The 17,986-nt window shown below is 48.0% G+C and carries 14 protein-coding genes; 5 read left to right on the plus strand and 9 right to left on the minus strand.

Going from position 1 to position 17,986, the window contains the following annotated elements; all coding sequences use genetic code 11:
* Positions 1 to 67: 67 nt before the first annotated feature.
* The 7 genes from GCE9029_RS26275 to GCE9029_RS03140 all read right to left on the minus strand — a co-directional run bounded on the left by GCE9029_RS26275 (position 68) and on the right by GCE9029_RS03140 (position 10,181).
* Positions 68 to 2,581: a calcium-binding protein gene (locus GCE9029_RS26275; protein ID WP_197475315.1), complete on the minus strand. Its 2,514-nt coding sequence runs from the start codon at positions 2,579 to 2,581 to the stop codon at positions 68 to 70.
* A gap of 333 nt (positions 2,582 to 2,914) precedes the next feature.
* The gene (locus GCE9029_RS03115) at positions 2,915 to 4,132 is read right to left on the minus strand and encodes a hypothetical protein (RefSeq protein WP_062660982.1); all 1,218 of its coding nucleotides are present in this window, start codon (positions 4,130 to 4,132) and stop codon (positions 2,915 to 2,917) included.
* Positions 4,133 to 4,196: 64 nt separating this feature from the next.
* A complete protein-coding gene (locus GCE9029_RS03120; protein ID WP_062660983.1) occupies positions 4,197 to 5,564 on the minus strand; it encodes a calcium-binding protein in 1,368 nt (455 codons plus the stop codon).
* Between the two features lie 574 nt (positions 5,565 to 6,138).
* Positions 6,139 to 6,624, minus strand: a complete 486-nt coding sequence (locus GCE9029_RS03125) for an acyl-CoA thioesterase (protein ID WP_002541650.1) — start codon at positions 6,622 to 6,624, stop codon at positions 6,139 to 6,141.
* Between the two features lie 95 nt (positions 6,625 to 6,719).
* Positions 6,720 to 7,970, minus strand: a complete 1,251-nt coding sequence (locus GCE9029_RS03130) for an ABC transporter substrate-binding protein (protein WP_062660984.1) — start codon at positions 7,968 to 7,970, stop codon at positions 6,720 to 6,722.
* Positions 7,971 to 7,972: 2 nt separating this feature from the next.
* Positions 7,973 to 9,493, minus strand: a complete 1,521-nt coding sequence (locus GCE9029_RS03135) for an ATP-binding protein (protein WP_197475316.1) — start codon at positions 9,491 to 9,493, stop codon at positions 7,973 to 7,975.
* Complete coding sequence (locus tag GCE9029_RS03140) at positions 9,474 to 10,181, minus strand: response regulator (protein ID WP_062660986.1); 708 nt, start codon at positions 10,179 to 10,181, stop codon at positions 9,474 to 9,476. The genes GCE9029_RS03135 and GCE9029_RS03140 overlap by 20 nt, the downstream gene beginning before the upstream one ends.
* A 237-nt stretch (positions 10,182 to 10,418) precedes the next feature.
* Between GCE9029_RS03140 and ptsG the strand changes: the two genes are divergently transcribed.
* Both ptsG and GCE9029_RS03150 read left to right on the plus strand, forming a co-directional pair.
* Positions 10,419 to 11,885: a glucose-specific PTS transporter subunit IIBC gene (ptsG, locus tag GCE9029_RS03145; protein WP_062660987.1), complete on the plus strand. Its 1,467-nt coding sequence runs from the start codon at positions 10,419 to 10,421 to the stop codon at positions 11,883 to 11,885.
* Positions 11,886 to 12,054: 169 nt separating this feature from the next.
* Entirely contained in the window at positions 12,055 to 12,951 is an 897-nt protein-coding gene (locus GCE9029_RS03150) for a DMT family transporter (protein ID WP_062660988.1), read from the plus strand.
* A 44-nt stretch (positions 12,952 to 12,995) separates the two neighbouring features.
* Here the strand turns inward: GCE9029_RS03150 and GCE9029_RS03155 are convergent, their stop codons facing one another.
* On the minus strand, positions 12,996 to 14,426 hold the full coding sequence (locus GCE9029_RS03155; RefSeq protein ID WP_062660989.1) for an ArnT family glycosyltransferase: 1,431 nt from the start codon (positions 14,424 to 14,426) through the stop codon (positions 12,996 to 12,998).
* Positions 14,423 to 15,436: a glycosyltransferase family 2 protein gene (locus GCE9029_RS03160; RefSeq protein ID WP_062660990.1), complete on the minus strand. Its 1,014-nt coding sequence runs from the start codon at positions 15,434 to 15,436 to the stop codon at positions 14,423 to 14,425. Before GCE9029_RS03160 ends, GCE9029_RS03155 begins: the two co-directional genes overlap by 4 nt.
* Before the next feature lie 125 nt (positions 15,437 to 15,561).
* Between GCE9029_RS03160 and GCE9029_RS03165 the strand changes: the two genes are divergently transcribed.
* From GCE9029_RS03165 to GCE9029_RS03175, 3 genes are read left to right on the plus strand one after another with little or no spacing between them, the layout of a single operon-like run.
* Positions 15,562 to 16,248: a response regulator transcription factor gene (locus GCE9029_RS03165; RefSeq protein WP_062660991.1), complete on the plus strand. Its 687-nt coding sequence runs from the start codon at positions 15,562 to 15,564 to the stop codon at positions 16,246 to 16,248.
* Positions 16,245 to 17,516 carry a sensor histidine kinase gene (locus GCE9029_RS03170; protein ID WP_062660992.1) on the plus strand — a complete coding sequence of 424 codons (1,272 nt, stop codon included), beginning with the start codon at positions 16,245 to 16,247 and terminating at the stop codon, positions 17,514 to 17,516. The genes GCE9029_RS03165 and GCE9029_RS03170 overlap by 4 nt, the downstream gene beginning before the upstream one ends.
* Positions 17,517 to 17,572: 56 nt before the next feature.
* Positions 17,573 to 17,953, plus strand: coding sequence for a c-type cytochrome (locus tag GCE9029_RS03175; protein WP_062660993.1), 381 nt, complete (start codon positions 17,573 to 17,575; stop codon positions 17,951 to 17,953).
* The last annotated feature ends 33 nt before the right edge of the window (positions 17,954 to 17,986 follow it).

The raw sequence follows: 17,986 nt of genomic DNA on the forward strand, positions 1-17,986 counted from the left end.
GCCCAAATCGATGTAGAAACAAAAACAGCGCCAATCAGCGCTGTTTTCAGAACGATAATGTGAAACATCAAGATAGATAGAAGAAATCAAAATCATCAGCGCTGATGTCTTCAGCGTTAATGCTTTTCAGCAGCACATTCACGTTGTCATCAATGTACTCAGTCTCCCCGCCGAAGTCGAATTTACGGATCATCTGAATCAAGGTGTCATCACCTTGCTGTGTGATGATGAAATCGTCAAAATTCATGGAGAGATAGGAGTAGTCATTGAATGCTATCTTATCGATACCAATTTCGAAGTCGGTGATGGTGTCTGTTTCTACGTTACTGCTATAGGTCTGTCGCGCATCGCTTAGAACAAAAGTGTCTGCACCTTGTCCGCCAGTGAGGGTATCGTAACCTTCGTCTCCTTGCAGCCAGTCATCTCCGTCGCCTCCTTCCAATATATCGTTGCCCGCTCGCCCAAACAGGGAGTCATCACTGGTGCCACCGACGATGTGGTTGGCGGAGTTTCTGCCAATCAAAGTGAAGGAAACTTGCTCATCTGAGAAGTCATCGAGCTGAACATTTTGAAGGGTGGAGCTGGCAGTAGAGGAACCTTGTATTACAACGTCGTCACCTACTTGCTTAATCAAATCACTTGCTCTAAATATGTTGTCTTCGTTAGCGAGGAACCGGATAGTGTTGTCATCCAGCAAGTGGGTAATATTCAGCGAGTCAGCGGCTACTTCAAAGTCGGTGATGGTATCTTCATATCGGTAGTTATTGAACGAGTTCCAATTATAGCTGCTGTAGCCAGCCAACTCAGTGCTGAAATGGCCAATCACAAAGGTGTCAGCGCCTTCACCTCCTGAAAGCTGGTTTTCTCCCTCTCCAGCATGGAGCCTGTCGTTCCCTTCACCACCGTCAAGGCTATCGTTACCACCATCGCCAGACAGCTCATCATTGCCCTCACCGCCGAGGAGTGTGTCTCGACCTCCGCCTCCAATCAGGGTGTCATTGCCGCCACGACCTTCGAGAGTATCGCTGCCGGAGTTGCCATCAAGAGAGTCATCGCGGTTACCACCGATAAGCGTATTCCCAATGCCGTCGGAAGCAGCTCGGAGGCGCAGTGTGATGTCATCTAAAGCTATTGAATCCGGATCAACGCCTTCTAAATAGATTTCAAAGCCTAGGTCTGCTTTGAGGACAGTGCCATTTTCGTAAGCGGTAGGTGTTAAGCTTGATGGTGAGAAAGTCAGACTAGGTCTCTCTGAATAGTCAAAACCGTAGTAACTGATAGTAGCCTTAAATATCAATTGATCTTCGTTAACGTCAAAGTCCTTGATTGTTGTGATACCACTCGACCCAAACTGGAGTTCGAACGTATCAGCGCCTTCACCACCCACAAGAATCTCTTTAGTACCGCGACTGATTAGCGTGTCATTTCCTGCTCCACCATCCGCATAGTGGGTCGCGGTGATGACGTCGTTACGTTTGTCACCGAAAACCCAATGGTTTGATTGAATGCTACCGCCATAGTGCCAAGACTCTTCAATGTGTGCCCCCCAAATACCCAGGGAACTATTAAAGGTCGATGTGTTCGTAAACGAAAAATCGTCTGCGGTTAATAAGGAAGCGTTGGTATTGTTTAGGGTAATGGTGGAGCCATTCGAGAGAGTAATAACAGCTTTTGAACCCACTTGCTCGATAACCAAATCATCAAAGTCTGAAGTTATCGCTGTGTCGATGGCGATGGTATCAATACCGATTTCGAAGTCGGCTATTTTGTCATGCCCAGTGAAATAGGAGGGTATCGAATTTGCACTTTTGGCGAAGTCAAAACATAAGGAAGTGCCAAAATGGAACGTGTCTGAGCCGGCACCGCCATGAAACCATTGATTATTAGCATTGCCGGACAGGATGTCATCACCAGATCCAGCAAACAGAGCAGCTCCATTTCCTAGACTGCCAACAACGTGGAGAACGTCATTTCCTGAACCACCCAATAGTGTATCTTTGTTGCCAAGGCTCGTGAGTACGTCATTGCCACTACCGCCCCTTGCGACATCATTTCCATAGCCTTCCACCCAGTCATCACCCGAACCCCCTATAAGCGTATCGGATGAGCTTGAATCTCCATGAATTCTGTCATTTCCGCTGCTACCAATCGCCAGCTCGGACTCAAAAATAATATCGTTGCCAGTACCACCCAAAGCGAGGTCCTGCCCGTCGCCGCCATTTAGGTAGTCGTTCCCATCGCTGCCATACAAGGTATCGTCGCCGTCACCGCCATAAAGCCTATCGCCACCGGCATCTCCACTCAGTAAGTCATCACCTTCATTGCCATAGAGGGTGTCACTGCCATCGCCCCCATAGAGCTCATCGGTGCTCTCGTGACCATAAAGGGTGTCTTTTCCACCGAGTCCGTAAATACGGTTATTACCTTCGACACCATAGAGGATGTCGTCGTTCTCTGTACCGGTTATCTCGTTATAGGTATTAGTGGTTGTATAAACGAAATCGGCGAGTTCAAGAGTGGCTGAACTGAGCGTGATTGAATACATTCCTTCGTTCGATAGACTTGGTTCCTGAACAGACATACCTTTCTCCATTGAATGCTTTCCGTTGGCGGGTTTGTTAACGCACAAGACGGAATGAGAAGCTTTGAAATCGTGATTGATAATTATTTTTGGCCATCAAAACTGATTACAAATCAAAGAGCGTCGGCAAGTCTGTATTAGCTATTAGACAGCTGGGGATTGTATGGCGCACCTTCACAAATCAGTGCAAAAAGGAGCATAGAAAAAGAGTGTTCAACAGTGTGGGTTAACTTTGAATAATGAAGAGGGAAGAAGTTAGAAAGAGTACAATTCATCCCCCACTAGAATTACCAAAACCAAAAAATTGCCGGATAGCCCGGCAAAAAGCTTTGGTTAGAACTTTAAATTATGTCTGGCGCTTTGCATGTTACTGCCCGTAAGAAAAGTTGGGCTCTCTTTGTTCATTGCTTTAATTTTTGGCAGCTCTCCCATCTGCGCATTGAGTACGTCGGCAGCATGATTGAGTGCAACCCATTGTTGGTCTATCGCCGTTTCTGTTTGCACATAGATATGATGCCCGGCGTCACCAAACTTTTTCAGGTAATAGGTGACATCATCAGTGTTGCTCTCATCTCCAATATCATTCATTCCCAACGAGTTGTTGCCGAGAATGCAGTTTGTACCTGCCTCTTCAATACATTTTTGCATTAACTCTTTTGTAAACTGCGGCTTTGTTGTCCAAATCAATTCGTCATTAACAACCTCGTAGTCGTTCCACATGTTATATGCCATGGCTATGGGGGTTTTGTGCCATTTCTTAGCGGCAACCTTTATTTGCCAGCGAAGGCATGACTTGTCACTTTCCAGTGTCATGCCTCCATTCAACAAGGCTTGCACATTGTGTTTTCCGTCTGGTCGGTTGTAATCGCCTTTGTTTCGCCACATCGTTTCTGCGTGGTGTGTCATACACCCTGAAACAGCGAGTTCTCTGATCACTGAAACACTGTCGTATTTATCTGCGAGCTTCTCTTGCAAGTCTCTCCAGTGTGTTCTGAAAGATGGCTTCCAATGGGAAGGAATGATGCCTTGCTTGTTATTTTTGAAATAGGCTCTTACACCGCACATTTCTTTTGCAGTAGCGTTCTGCCCCTTTTCACAATTCTTCAGCTTGTATTTCCCATTATGCTCATGATAGGTGAGCCATTTTGGAGAAAAAACACCTGAAAAAACGCGTAATTTGATACCAAGAGTGTTAGTTGTTTCAGGATCATTGTTCCACTCATTCACGCGTGCAATAGCCTGATCAATGACATTGTTTTCGGTGATTGGCCCTGCTTTTTCTTTCTGAAGGTGACGCCACTCAACCTGAACGACGAGTCCATCGATAAACTCACCAATAGGCTTTTGCTCTATTTGCCCTTCACTTGTTTCAACAGAAACGAGTTGATAGGGGTCGTCGTAGCCATTTCGGTCAGAGGTAAAGTTGTTGACTGAGCCATCAACATCGCCACGTAATACGAAGCCTGTAATACGCTCTTTAGACTCTGCAAAGGCGATGTTTGTGTTCAAGATAAGTAACGCTGCTAAGGCAGACTTTATGAAGCTTTTCATTGGTTCCTCCTTGAATCAGAAAGAATGCCAGGGAAGTGTTGAACCCCAGCATCCAAATAGTGAATTAAACGAAATCAAACATATCGCTGGTCACTTTGTTGGCGTTGAAGTCTTCCAAAGTCACTGTTGTGTGGTTGCCCAGGTCAAGCACGGTATCGGCACCAACTTGGGTAATACTGACTTGATTGAATTTCGTCAGCAGAGAGCTGTCGATTTGTATTTTGTCGCCCTGACCTTTGCTGAAATCAGCGATGGTGTCGTTATGGTCGCGATATTCGAAGAAGAAGGTATCTGCACCGAAACCACCCACCAAATAGTCGTCTCCGTTGCCGCCCACGAGGAGGTCATCACCGTTTTCACCGTAAAGACAATCGTCCTCACCACCGCCATACAGTTTGTCACTGTTGGCGCCGCCTTTTAGGATGTCATTACCCATATGGCCTTCAAGAATATCAGCGTGGTAACCGCCATCCAGGTAGTCATTGCCTTTGCCGCCATTCAGGTAATCTTCACCGGCTTCACCATATAAGGTGTCATGGCCTTCGGAACCGCGAAGTTCATCATTGTTGTTGCCGCCATACAGGGTGTCATTGCCTGTACCACCATGCATGTAATCCAACATATTGCCGCCGTACATGGTGTCGTGTCCTGCACCACCCAGCATGCGGTCATCATTGCCTTCGCCGTGCATGATGTCGTCACCGTCGCCACCGACGAGGTAATCGTTACCACCACCACCGTAAAGTTGATCGTTACCTTCGTCACCGTAGAGCTCATCGCCGCCGCTTCCGCCGTAAAGCTTGTCGTTACCCAGGCCACCCCCTAGTTTATCTGCACCGTCTTCACCTCTGAGCTGATCGTCGTCAGCACCACCATAGAGTTGGTCTGCTTCGGTACCGCCCCAGAGCGAATCTTCACCGGCACCGCCACGCAGGAAATCTTCGCCTTCGTTACCCCAAAGAACGTCATTGCCTTCGTCGCCGTTGATTTCATCATTGCCTTCATTGCCAAAAAGAACATCGTTACCTAAACCACCGCTAACAAAGTCATTTCCTTCGTTACCGCGAGCTTTATCGTCGCCGTCGCCGCCATAAAGCTTATCTTGCCCTTGACCGCCATACAGTGTATCGGAGCCTGTTCCGCCATAGAGGTTGTCGTCACCATCAAAGCCCTCAATTCGGTCATCGCCAGAATCACCATAAAGGTTGTCGTTCAACAACCCACCGCGCACCCAGTCATTTCCGGCATCACCATGCACTTCATCTGTGCCATCACCGCCGATAACAGTGTCATCACCATCACCGCCATAGATAAAGTCTGTGCCGTCCCAGCCTTCGATGTAGTCGTTTCCGCCGTTGCCATAGATAAAATCGACGCCATTTGTGCCGATGATGTGGTCATCATTTTCTGATCCATTAATGATGTTGGCCATTTGATGCTCCGTTTGTCTGATTGAGAAAAATCGATCGCGATGTAAGCGCTTTCTTGCCAGCGGAATCTGACGTATCAGCTGATGAGTTTCCATATTGGAGGGTCTTGAGAGTGAGACGGATGTTGTCGAGTTATTTGCCGCACTGTTTAAAGGGGGAATGTGGTGGGAAAAACGCGATATTTTTTAGTTTTCGCTAAAGAAAATAAGTAACTCTATAAAAATCAGAGGGATGAATTGCTTGGTTGTTTATAATTTTGGTGCTGTCACTAAGAAGATTCTAAAAATAATCGACATGAGAAAATAAGAAAGTATGGAATTTGAATGAAATGTTGTTGGAAGAGAAAAAAAATGGGAATTTTTACCATTTTTCTGGGTATTTCGTGTTACTCATTCGAATTAGTTGTTGATATGGAGCGTTTGAATATATATGTAAATCTATTGATTACTCTTTCGGATTGGAGTTTATCTTTTTGATATATATAAAATAAGAGGCTGGTAAGCCTCTTATTTCAGAATATTTCAATGCTCTTAACTTCAACAATATAATTGAACGATCTTAGGCATTACTCTCTCGCTACTTAAGAAGTTTCACATGTGCTTCCATCTCTTCGCCGATTTGCTTACGCATGTTCATCAGGCGAATAGCAGATTGCTCAAGCTCTTTGTCTTCGTCAGTTTCCGGCACCCATTTCGGGATAGGCGTTGGCTTACCGTTTTCGTCCACGGCCACCATAATGACGATACAGTGGGTGGTGAGACGATTTTTCATCTCTTTTGGGTCACTTGCCTGCACATCAATGGCGATATGCATGGAAGAAGTACCTGTGTAGATGACTTTGGCACTGACTTCGACAAGGTTGCCAACGTGAATTGGTTGTACGAAGCGAATACCGCCAGCGTACGCTGTAATGCAATACTTGCCACTCCATGCTGCTGCATTTGCGTAGGCTGCAAGGTCAATCCACTTCATCACGGCACCACCGTGCACCTTTCCGCCAAAGTTAACGTCTCCGGGCTCTGCCAGAAAACGTAATGTCATTTCCCTTTGTCCTGCACTCATTCTTTGTCCTTACTGCATGAGGTTTATTTTATTTATAACAAACGCAATAGCAGCTGTAGAGCTTTATCGAAATTTCTTATGGTTAGCGATTAACGTTAGCCATTGAAGTGCACACTGGCAGCAATTTTCATTAACTGGCTGATGGCTTCTTCTTCGGTAAAAGCTTCGTCATTGAAGTAGTGATTAATCAGTTCAAGCATGGCTTCCTGGAGTTGGGGAGCGACAGCCATGGAATCGGACATGCTGGGGAGTAGGGTGTTGTTTGCTTTGGCATCAACAAATGCCTGTTTGGAGGCTTTGGCGCAGAGATCAAATGGCGTCATGTCGACATCTTTGAGAATGGGAATTGAACCTTTCTTCTGGTTAAAACGAGACTGAAAATCAGAGGAAACTAAGGTGTTTGCCAGTTGATTCGCCATGTTTTCAGACGCTTCTGTTCTCAGCCGGAATAACACAAAACTATCGACATTGTAGATAAAGGTATTGGCGGTTCCCGGAGCTGGCAGGCAGTCATAATCTTGATTGGGGGTGAGATTCATATAACTGAGTTCACCTTTAACCCAGTCTCCCTGAAGCTGCATGGCGGCTTTCCCCTCCGCCATATTCAAAGTCGCCTTGTCCCATGAAACGGGTACAGATGGGTCAGTCATATAGGGTTTGAGGCGGCGGAATGTCTTGAACAGCTCAACGGTTTTTTGATTCGTTACCAAATCATCATCAAATTCAATCAGGAGTTGGCGATAGTAATCGCTGCCGTAAAGGCCTAATGCCAGCACTTCAAACAGTATCGCCAGTTGCCAAGGCTCATTGCCGATTGATAGGGCAGGGATGCCCTGCGTTTTTAGCGATTCAGCGACGGTGAAAAACTCGTCCCAGTTTGTCGGCGGGGCCAGACTGTGCTTCTCGAAAATAGCTTTGTTCACCCAGAGCCAGTTCACACGGTGAATATTCACTGGTGCAGCGACAAAATGATTTTTATATGTGTTGATGCTGGTGGCGATGTCAGGAAGACGTTGACTCCAATTCTGTGCCGTAGCGACCGAGTGTAGGTCAGACACAAATCCCAAGGTTGCCCAAGATTGGATACCAGGCCCTTCAATCAGCGCCATTTCAGGTGGATTTCCCGCAATCGCGCGGGCTTGTAATACCGTCATTGCAGTATCACCGCCGCCACCATGAACGGGTGAACTTCTCAACGTTATGCCTTGTTGATCCAACGCAGATTCCAGCTCTGCCAATGCTTCACGTTCGCCATTCGACGTCCACCAGTGTAGGAGTTCGACGGAGTCACTCTGAGAGGGGAAACTTGCTGCCAGCAAAGCAGCGGCGAGAAGGGTTCTTTTCATTATTATTCCTCTCTTGGAAGTGACAGGGTGACAACAAGGCCACCTTCCGCATGATTCTGCAAAACCAACTTGCCGGCATGACCACGCACGATGTTTCGGACAATACTCAGGCCAAGGCCGGTACCCTCTTCTTTCTCTTGATGGATGCGGAAATAAGGTTCGAAGACACGTTCGCGAAGTTCGTCAGGAATGCCGGGGCCATGGTCGCGGATCTTAATCACCAGATTTCGCGGGGTATCCAACACACTGATATCGACGTAATGGCCATATTTCACGCCGTTCTCTATAAGGTTGTGCAACAACCGCTTAATGGCGACTGGCTTGCACAGAAATGGCTTTGAAGCTTTGCCTGCCAATCCAACTTTTTGCTCGTCTTTGCCATAGAAGGCTGAGATTTCATGGAGTACAGCGTTAATGTCGATCCATTCAACCTGTTCTTGAATATCCGTATCTTTGATGTAGTGAAGTGCGCCTTGAACCATGAATTCGAGTTCATTGAGTGAGCGTTCAAAGCGGTGTTTTGTTTCCTCGTCATCCAACATTTCTGTGCGAAGCTTCAAGCAAGCAATGGGCGTTTTTAAATCGTGGGATATGGCGCCGAACAATAAGTCGCGGTCACGAATGTAAGCCCTAATGCGTCGGTTCATGGTGTTAAAAGCATGAACGGCAGAAATCAACTCTCCGCTGCCTTCTTCCTTGATGATGGGGGCGTCCATTTTGCTCCCCATCAGCTTTGCAGCTTGTGCAAGATTCTTAATCGGTTTGATTTCGCGACGCACAATCAGCCAGGTACAAAGCAAAACAAACACCGAAGTGAGCAGGATGAAATTAAGCTGGCGTGCATCAAGAAAGCGGGATTCCAGCGAGACATAAGGAGCGGGTAGATTGGTGGCGAGATATAGCCACTGCTCTGACACGCGTTTTTTCCCAGAGGCACTTTGTTCGTTCGGAAGTTGAAACTGCATCACCAATACCGGTGGGTCATCTTTAACTTTTTCTATGGTGTAGCGGGCAAAGGCGCGGGGAATATCATCGAGAGGTACTTCGGCATCATAGACCCGAAGGTCATCCCTCTGGCTGAAATTAATGTCGATAGATATCTGGTGACCCAGTGTACGTTTCAGCACCGTATCGACGGTTTGTTGTAATTCTTGCTTTCTTTCTGACTGAGGTAGTCCTTTTGCTTCAATCCGTTTGCTGTTGAGTGAGATAAAAAAGCGGGTGCCGCCCATGCTTCGATTTTGCTCTAGCACCAAATGGCGGCTCGATTTAGGGAGTTTACGATAGTAGGAAACCGTGAACGCAGCGTTAGAGGCGATGCTTTCCAATGCCGTTTCCAACCCTTCTTTTTCCTGCAAATAGCTGTAGCGATACCAGACCGCACTGGTGAGTGCCTGTGAGGTAAGAATGACCAGCGAGAGCATCAGAATAAAGCGGCTTGCCAGCCCCAAAGGCCAAAAGCGGGAGACCAATCGGGTAAACCTGCTAGCTTCGTCTTGTTGCTCAGGCTTCATGAATGACATCTGCACTGAGCATATAGCCCTCATTACGAAGGGTGCGGATCAGCGAATGGTCTTGATCTTCCAGTTTGGCGCGTAAGCGACTGACCTGAATATCTATACCTCGTTCCAAGGGCATGGCTTCACGGCCGCGAATGGTTTCAGAAATGATGTTTCGGCTTAGCGGTTTGTTGGGGTGTCGGAGGAAAAGGCTCAGCAGCGAAAAGTCCGCACCGGAAAGCGTGGTTTCATCACCACTCGGCGTAACCAGAACCCGTGCCAGCGTATCGAGCTTCCAATCCAGAAAACAAATATAACGCGCGCCTTCTAAACCCTGGTTGAATTGGGAACGGCGCAGCAGTGCTTTGATTCGTGCCAGCAATTCGCGTGGGCTGAAAGTTTTGGTGATGTAATCGTCAGCGCCTAGCTCTAGGCCGGTAACTCGGTCGATTTCGTCGGTCACGGCAGTGAGCATGATGATAGGAACATTGGAGGTTTTACGGATTTGGCTGCAGAGCGTGAAACCATCGTCTCCCGGTAGCATCACATCGAGGATGATCAAGCTTGGCTCGCCTTGAGCCAACACTTTATGCATTTCCTCACCATCGGCAGCTGTTAAGACTTCAAAGCCCGATTTGGTCAAGTATGCGCTAAGTGCATCTCTCAATTCCTCGCTGTCATCGACAATCAAAATCCTTTTCTGAAATGCCATGCTTACCTCCTTATTTTCCAGAAAACAATCATGGCATTGGGCGAATTTTGAACGGATAAACGGAGGTGTTTCTGCGAACCAATTCACAGCTTTTTCTGGGTGAAAACGCCTATGTAACCAAGCTGATACAAAGCGATTTCCAAATGATACCTACGGCGGATCTCAGCGAAATAAGATGAAAGCATCCCGACACATTGAGGCCGGGAAACACACACTTTCATTTAAGAGGGATCTGTTATGTTCAGCTCATTCTTTGGACAAGCACAAAAAGTCGGGCGTTCGCTGATGCTGCCTGTCGCTGTGTTGCCAGCTGCGGGTTTAATGCTCGGTGTCGGTAACTTTGGTTTAACGCAACAACTGTTCTTCCCAGATGCATTCTGGTCAATCATGATGCAATCTGCAGACATGATTTTCGGCAACATCACGCTGCTATTTGTCATTGGTGTCGCGATTGGCCTGGCGAAAAACAATGATGGTACTGCGGCGTTGGCTGCTGTGGCGGGCTGGGTGGTTTTCAATGCGGCGATGGGACAAACCGTTGTACTTCGTGGTATTGAGGCGCATCAGGGCTATCTCACCCAGATGATGGGGATAAACAGCCTGAACACCGGGATATTCGGTTCGCTCCTGATTGGTTCGTTTGCAGCTTACTTCTTTAACCGATTCCACACTATCAAGCTGCCAGACTATCTTGCCTTCTTTGCCGGCAAGCGTTTTGTGCCGATCATTACTGCCTTTGTGTCACTGTTCCTGGGTATCGCCTGTGCCTTTGTCTGGCCGCTGGTGAGTGCCGGTATTTACGGTGGTATTGATGCAGTGAGTGGGCTTGGTCAACCAGCTGCATTCGGCATTTATGGCTTTGTTGAGCGTGCGCTGATCCCACTGGGCTTACACCACGTTTGGAATGCGGTGTGGTTCTTCGAAGTAGGCAGCTTCGTCAACGAAAACGGCGATGTGGTGCGCGGTGAGCTGCAACGTTTCTTCGCCGGTGACAAAACAGCAACCGGTCTTGGTGGTGGCTTTATGTACACCATGTGGGCTTTGCCAGCGGCTGCATTGGCGATGTATCACTGCGCGGCACCAGAGAAAAAAGTCATGGTAGGTGGCTTGATGGCATCCGCTGCGTTCACCTCTTGGTTAACCGGTATTACGGAGCCTGTCGAATTCACCTTCCTGTTCGTCGCACCGGTTCTGTACTTTGTACACTGTGTGCTGACTGGCATTGGCTTTGCCATCACGAACTACTTTGAAATCCTCCACAGCACTGATTTCGCCCACGGTGCGCTGCAGTTCTTCCTCTACTGGGGGCTGTCAGAAAATGCAGCACTTTACGCCATCATTGGCCCTCTTTGGGCGGCGCTTTACTACTTCCTGTTCCGATTCGCGATTACCACGTTCGATTTGAAAACGCCGGGTCGTGAAAGTGAAACCGAAGCAGAAGTGGCAACATCCAACGTTGTTGGTGAAGAACTGGCTCACAACTTGGTGTTTGCTATGGGCGGCAAGAGCAATATCCAAAATGTGGATGCCTGTATCACCCGACTACGTGTGAACCTGAAGGACATCAAGCAAGCCAATATCGACTCAATTAAAGCGCTGGGTGCTGTCGATGTAATGGTGGTTGGTGACAATTTGCAGGCTATCTTTGGTACTCAATCTGACAACATAAAAACGGATATGACTGCGGTACTTGGTTCCTCCTAATTCCCCCAGGAGGGCGGAGTGTCGCTCATATACGGAGCTGGCGAGCTCCTTCTGACTCTTGCGGTGCTTCGGCACCGCTTTTTTTGTTATTTCTCGCAATTTCAATGTTCAGCGCTGAAACGGAGTGGGATAATACTCTCCGCTTTGTTCTTTTCATTTTTGGTGTGAAATGTTGTCTGAAAGACGCGCTTCTTTGATTTTGTTGTTTGCTACTGTACTGGCAGCTTGGGGCTGGATTTTCTCTAAAGAGGCGATTCAAGGATTGCCACCATTTGGTTTTGTTGGCCTTCGCTTTATTGCTGCATCCCTATTTTTACTTCCTTTCTGTCTAAAGGCATTCAGACGTTCGGAAAAGGCTGATCTCATCCGCGCGGGTGGGGTTGGAAGCATTCTTTCCTGCGCACTGCTTTCATGGATATATGCCATGTCCGTCAGTACTTCGATTGGTGAGGGTGCATTCATCATGAGCCTTTCCATGCTGTTTGTACCACCGATTGCTTGGTTGCTGTTTAAGCAAGCACCTGCGCGCATCTTCTGGGTGTCGATGCCAATCGCAGTGTGTGGTCTGGCACTGCTGTCACTTGGTGGTGTGGGTTGGCAGTTATCTGCAAGCCAAATCTGGTTCCTTCTGGCGGCAGTGTGTCTGGCGATTCATTTCAACGCGAATAGCCGCTATGCCCAGCGTATTCCTGCGTTAGTACTGACCTGCGTGCAACTGTTTGTGACAGGTGTAGTGGCAACGATTGCCTCACTGCTCACGGAAACCTGGCCAGAACATGTGCCATCAAATATCTGGGTGTGGTTTGGGCTCAGTGTGCTTGTCGCGACCAGTCTCCGTTATCTCATGCAAACCTTGGGGCAGAAGGGTGCGAGTGCAGCAAACGCTGCAATCATTATGATTTTAGAGCCAGTTTGGACCGTGATTCTGAGTGTGGTGTGGTATCACGAAGCCATGCCTGCCCACAAGATTGCGGGCTGTTCGCTGATTTTGGCGTCTCTGCTGATTTACCGTGGTGCGCAACCGCTTCGTAACCTTATCCGTAGGAACACAAAAGGCGGCTGCTAGCCATTAACGCGAGTGAGCAAAGGCGACACAATGTCGCCTTTTCCTTAACCATTATCCGGCGTGCAGTAAATCAATACCCGCTTGTCACTATTTCCGCGCTTTTCGCAGTTATCAAAGACATTCACTTCTTTGGTGGAGTGAACAATAAAGGCGGGTTGGTTTAACCCTTCAATGGTGGCGTCGAGTTCTCCCTGCGCTTTGCGTGCTTTTCCATCCGAATAATACTGAGCAGAAAAAGGTCTGTGGCCGACGTAATACAGGTCTGAAAATTGCGCTTCAGGCTGCTTTTGCCAAAGCGACATCAGTGAATTCTCTCCAGTTTTCCCGGTTACGCCGAGTGATATTGCTGTGACTGCTCCGATGATGAGTGCTGGCGTGATAAAGCCGGTTAGATAGATCTTCGACGTCAGCGGCTTTTCGCTCTGATAGGCGGCAATCAGAAGCGCAAAGGCAGGAATGCCTGGCATGACATAGCTTGAAAGTATGTTCCCCGCGAAAGTGAACAGTAGCAATGGGGCGAGCATCCAGCACCACAGGAACTTGATATAGTTGTTAGAGATACTTTCCGAGCCAGCGCGGAAGCGACGGAAAAGCTGGTAGAAGAAAACGGGTGTCCAGGGAAGCGCGGCAAGAATGGCGAACAGCCAGATAGTGCCACGAGCTTCGTTGTGGGCAGTGCCATAGAGATCGCCTTCCCAACCGGAAACCACAAACCGCATAAAATGCTCGCCAATCAGGAAATAATTCAAGAAGCCCGGCGTTTGCCATTCGGCAAGCAGGTACCAAGGCAGCGCAATGGCTAACATTAGCAGGAGTCCGCTTTTCCAAGGTAGCACTCGAAATGGTTGCAGCCAACGACCGCCAATACATATCCAAAGCCCCAGACTGATACCAACCAAAACCAGCGTCAGTGGACCTTTTGCCAGTAAGCCAATGGCCAAACCAACAAAGAACAGGTAACCGGCAGTTTTGGATTGACGTTCCAGCGCTAACCAATAACTGGCCATGGTGATGGTAATACCTAATGTTAAGGCCGTATCTGTCATGACAGCGCCAGAAATGACGATGAATATTGCACAGCTCGCTAAAACAGCGGCCGCCAGCGCAGCTTCAGAGCGGGATTTTCCCGCGTTGACGGCGAAAAGGTAAACCAACCCAATAATCCCCATACCGACGAATAGATGAGGGAGTCTCACTGCAAATTCGTTGTTGCCAAAAAGGGCAATACCGCCTGCACTAAGCCATGTGAATAGTGGCGGCTTACCCCAAAAAGGCACGTCGTAGTCGAACATCGGGGTCACCCAGTTTTGGGTTTCGAACATGATGCGCGCCATTTCACCATATCTTGCTTCTGTGGTGTCCATCAGAGGGTACATAGCAAGGGAAGCGAAACGGACAATCAAAGAAATAGCGATCATGGCGATTGCCAATTGCCAAAGGCTCAAAGAAGAAAGTTTGTTGAAGAGGGTTTTCATTGTGTTTTCTCAGTAACAGCTTTTGAGGGATGTGTTGCGGGTGCGGTGAAATGGGTATCAACCAAATACAGCGGGCGCTGTTTGGATTCGATAAACAGACGTCCGATGTATTCACCCATTAGGCCAATGGAGAGCAGTTGAATGCTGCCAAGAATGAGCACGACTAAAATCATGCTTGGATACCCTGCAACAGGGTCACCCCAGATCATGGTTTTCAGGAAAATCACAGCTGCCATGGCCGCTGCACCCAAGGCAGTGGCAACGCCTGCAAAAGTCGCAAGGCGCAGAGGTTTGGTGCTGAAAGAGGTAATGCCTTCCACGGCGAGATTGACCAGCTTGGAGGTATTCCATTTGGTTTGGCCTGCAAGACGCGGGTCGCGGTCAAACTGCAACACAGTGCGACGGAAACCTGGCCAGGCAAAAAGTCCTTTCATAAAGCGGGTACGCTCTGGCAGATCGTTGATGGTGTCGACGACACGGCGATCCAGTAGTCTGAAATCACCGACATTTTCGGGGATTGGCACATCACAAAGGCGGTTCAGCACCTTGTAGAAAATGGCCGCGGTGTAACGCTTAAATACGCTTTCTCCCAACCTTTCACGGCGCTGCATATCGACAACGTCATAGCCTTGTTGCCATTGTTCGACCATCTCTGGAATGAGTTCCGGTGGGTCTTGTAAATCAGCATCCAGCAGCACAACGGCTTCACCCCGCGTGGCTTTGATGCCAGCGGACATGGCGGCTTCTTTGCCAAAATTGCGGCTAAGACGTATTAAGCTGATGTCGTGCAATTCAGATGACAGTTCCGACACCATTTGCGCGCTGTCATCACTGCTTCCGTCATCGATATAAATGATTTCGCAATGAGAACCTAGGTTATCGAGGGCGGTAACCACGCGTTCGTGGCATGCCTGAATTACCGTTTCTTCGTTATAAAACGGGATGACGACTGAAATCAGTGGTGTTGTCCGTTTGTCCGAAGTCGGTGAGATGTAGTGAATTACTGTCATCGTCGTCACTCCTTGCTATGTTGAAAGCAAGGTAAACTGCGAGCAGTGAAAAAAGCGTTATCGACTTTTTTTCTACATTTTTTGTGTGAGAATGACGGTGTAAATCAGCGACTTGATGGTGAAGAATGAAAATTTTACTCGTTGAAGATCATGCAGATATTGCGGGTGTGATTTTTGATTACTTTGAGATTCTGGGCCATACCATGGATCATGCTTTGACAGGTTCTCAGGGATTGTCGCTGAGTTGTGAGCAGCATTACGACATCATCATCCTTGATGTGATGTTGCCAAAAATGGATGGCATGACGGTATGCAAAAAGCTGCGAGAAGCGGGGATTGATACGCCAGTGCTGATGCTTACTGCCATGGGTGAGAACGATGATATTGTGTCAGGCTTTGATCATGGGGCAGACGATTACCTGGTTAAACCCTTTGATTTGAAAGTGCTAGAAGCGCGCGTAAATGCGCTGCATCGCCGACAATCCGGGGACGTTTCCGCCAAACGCTTAACCTTTGATGAGCTGTCACTGGATTTATCTTCTTACACGGCGAGTCGTCGTGGCTGCCAATTTGTACTCAACCCCTCTATGTTCACACTACTGCGCCTTCTGATGAGTCGCGCGCCTAAAGTAGTGACGAAAGAAGAACTCAGCACTGCACTTTGGGGCGATGACGAACCAGAAGGAAATGTGCTTCGCAGCCATGTATACCAGCTTCGAAACCTTATCGATAAACCGTTTGAGTTTGGTTATATCCGCACCGTGCCGAAAGTGGGGTATCAAATGGTAAAAAGTGGAGGGGATGCAGCGTGAGTAAGATAAAGTCTGCCAAGCAACTAACCTTCACCTATTTCTCCGTTGTCGCCTTTGCCATCATCACCATCCATTTCACTGTCTTTGAAACCACCGTCGAGAACCTAGAGCATTTCACAGCTCAATATCGCATGGACCAGATAGCGCAAGGGATCGACCCAGACACGCTCACCAGAGATATAGTCCCACTCAATGCGTTTACCACTGCTTATGTTGGATTCGATAACATTCCAGAGAGTTTAACGGTTACGCCTGATTTGCCACTGAATGTGGCGACAGAAATCTATAAACGTGGCTTAGCGCAAGCGACGGATTTCTTCATCATGAAGGTCAACATAGAACATCAGGGGATTCTGAAGGATGTGTATATCGTCAATTCAGATCCTATCTTTGAGCTCAGTGAAGATAAGGCGATGAAGTCGCAAACGAATCAGTTGCTGCTTTCTTTTGGGTTGCTCATTCTGAGCCTGCTGGTGGTGCTCCGGATCTCTGAACGACTGACGTCGCCATTGTCTTCCCTCGTACAGCAGTTGAGAGAGAAATCCAAAGGCGATGTTTCGCCGTTATCGCTGCCAGAAACGGGAAAAACCGTGGAGCTGGTGACCTTGACGGACAGCATTAACACTTATCAGGCACAGATTTCTGAAATGCTGGAACGCGAGCGGGCTTTTAACCGATTCGCAAGCCATGAATTGCGAACCCCTTTGATGGTGATGCAAGGCAGTCTGACATTGCTTGAGCATTCCAACGACCCCGATTTTGTTGCCAAACAGCGAGTTCGTATGTTGAACGCTGTTGAGGCTATGCAGGAATATGTAGAGACGCTGCTTTCGTTGACGCGTGACAGTCATGATGAGGTGGAACCATGGGAACTCACCAAAGCTGAAATTGAAAAGTTGGCTGAACACTTCACGACCTTGCTTGAAGGGAACAAGGTGATTGTGGAGGTTATTGAAGAAAAAGCACCTACGCTTGTCGTGTCGCGTAAGTTGGTCGGCATCCTCATCGGCAATCTCATAAAAAATGCTTTCACTTACACCACAGAAGGGAACGTCACTATTACATTGACTGAAGACGGCGTTCAGGTGGCAGATAGTGGGATTGGTTTGCAAAGTTCTGGTCAGGTGCCAAAAGGCTATGGCCTTGGGCTTGTCATTGCCAACGAGATTGCGCGCAAACATGACTGGCAGGTTTCCCTGAACGATAACGAAGCTGGAGGCTGCACGGCGGAAGTATCGGGATTTTTACGAACCACGTCATTGCCTTGACATAAAGTTCACAAGCCTCTGGTTTAATGGGTTGTCATTGAATGAGAGGCTACACCATGAAAAAGGGGTTCATCTTCTTATTTTCCGCGTTGTTGCTGACAGCCTTTGGTTTTATTGGGCTTGGGATATACGAGCGGGCGCATTTCAGCCAACCTAATCTGGCAAATGGCAAAGCGTTATACGAGAGAAATTGCCTTGTCTGTCATGGGGATTATGGGCAAGGTAATGGTACAGCAGCCAATGCATTAGCGACCAAGCCCGAGAATATCTATCAGGCATTAGATACACCTTTGGGTTACAAATCCCGCTTGATTGCGCAGGTGATGTATGGTGACAGTGATTCTATGCCTGCATTCCGCAATGGTCTAACGAAAGAAGATGTGAATGACATTTTCGAGTACGTCATCGATATCAATGAAGAAAAACGAACCCAGTGACAACGCGTGAAGCTGCCTTCACGCGTTGTATGT

The sequence above is a fragment of the Grimontia celer genome (genome assembly GCF_900055185.1).
Lineage (GTDB): Bacteria > Pseudomonadota > Gammaproteobacteria > Enterobacterales > Vibrionaceae > Enterovibrio > Enterovibrio celer.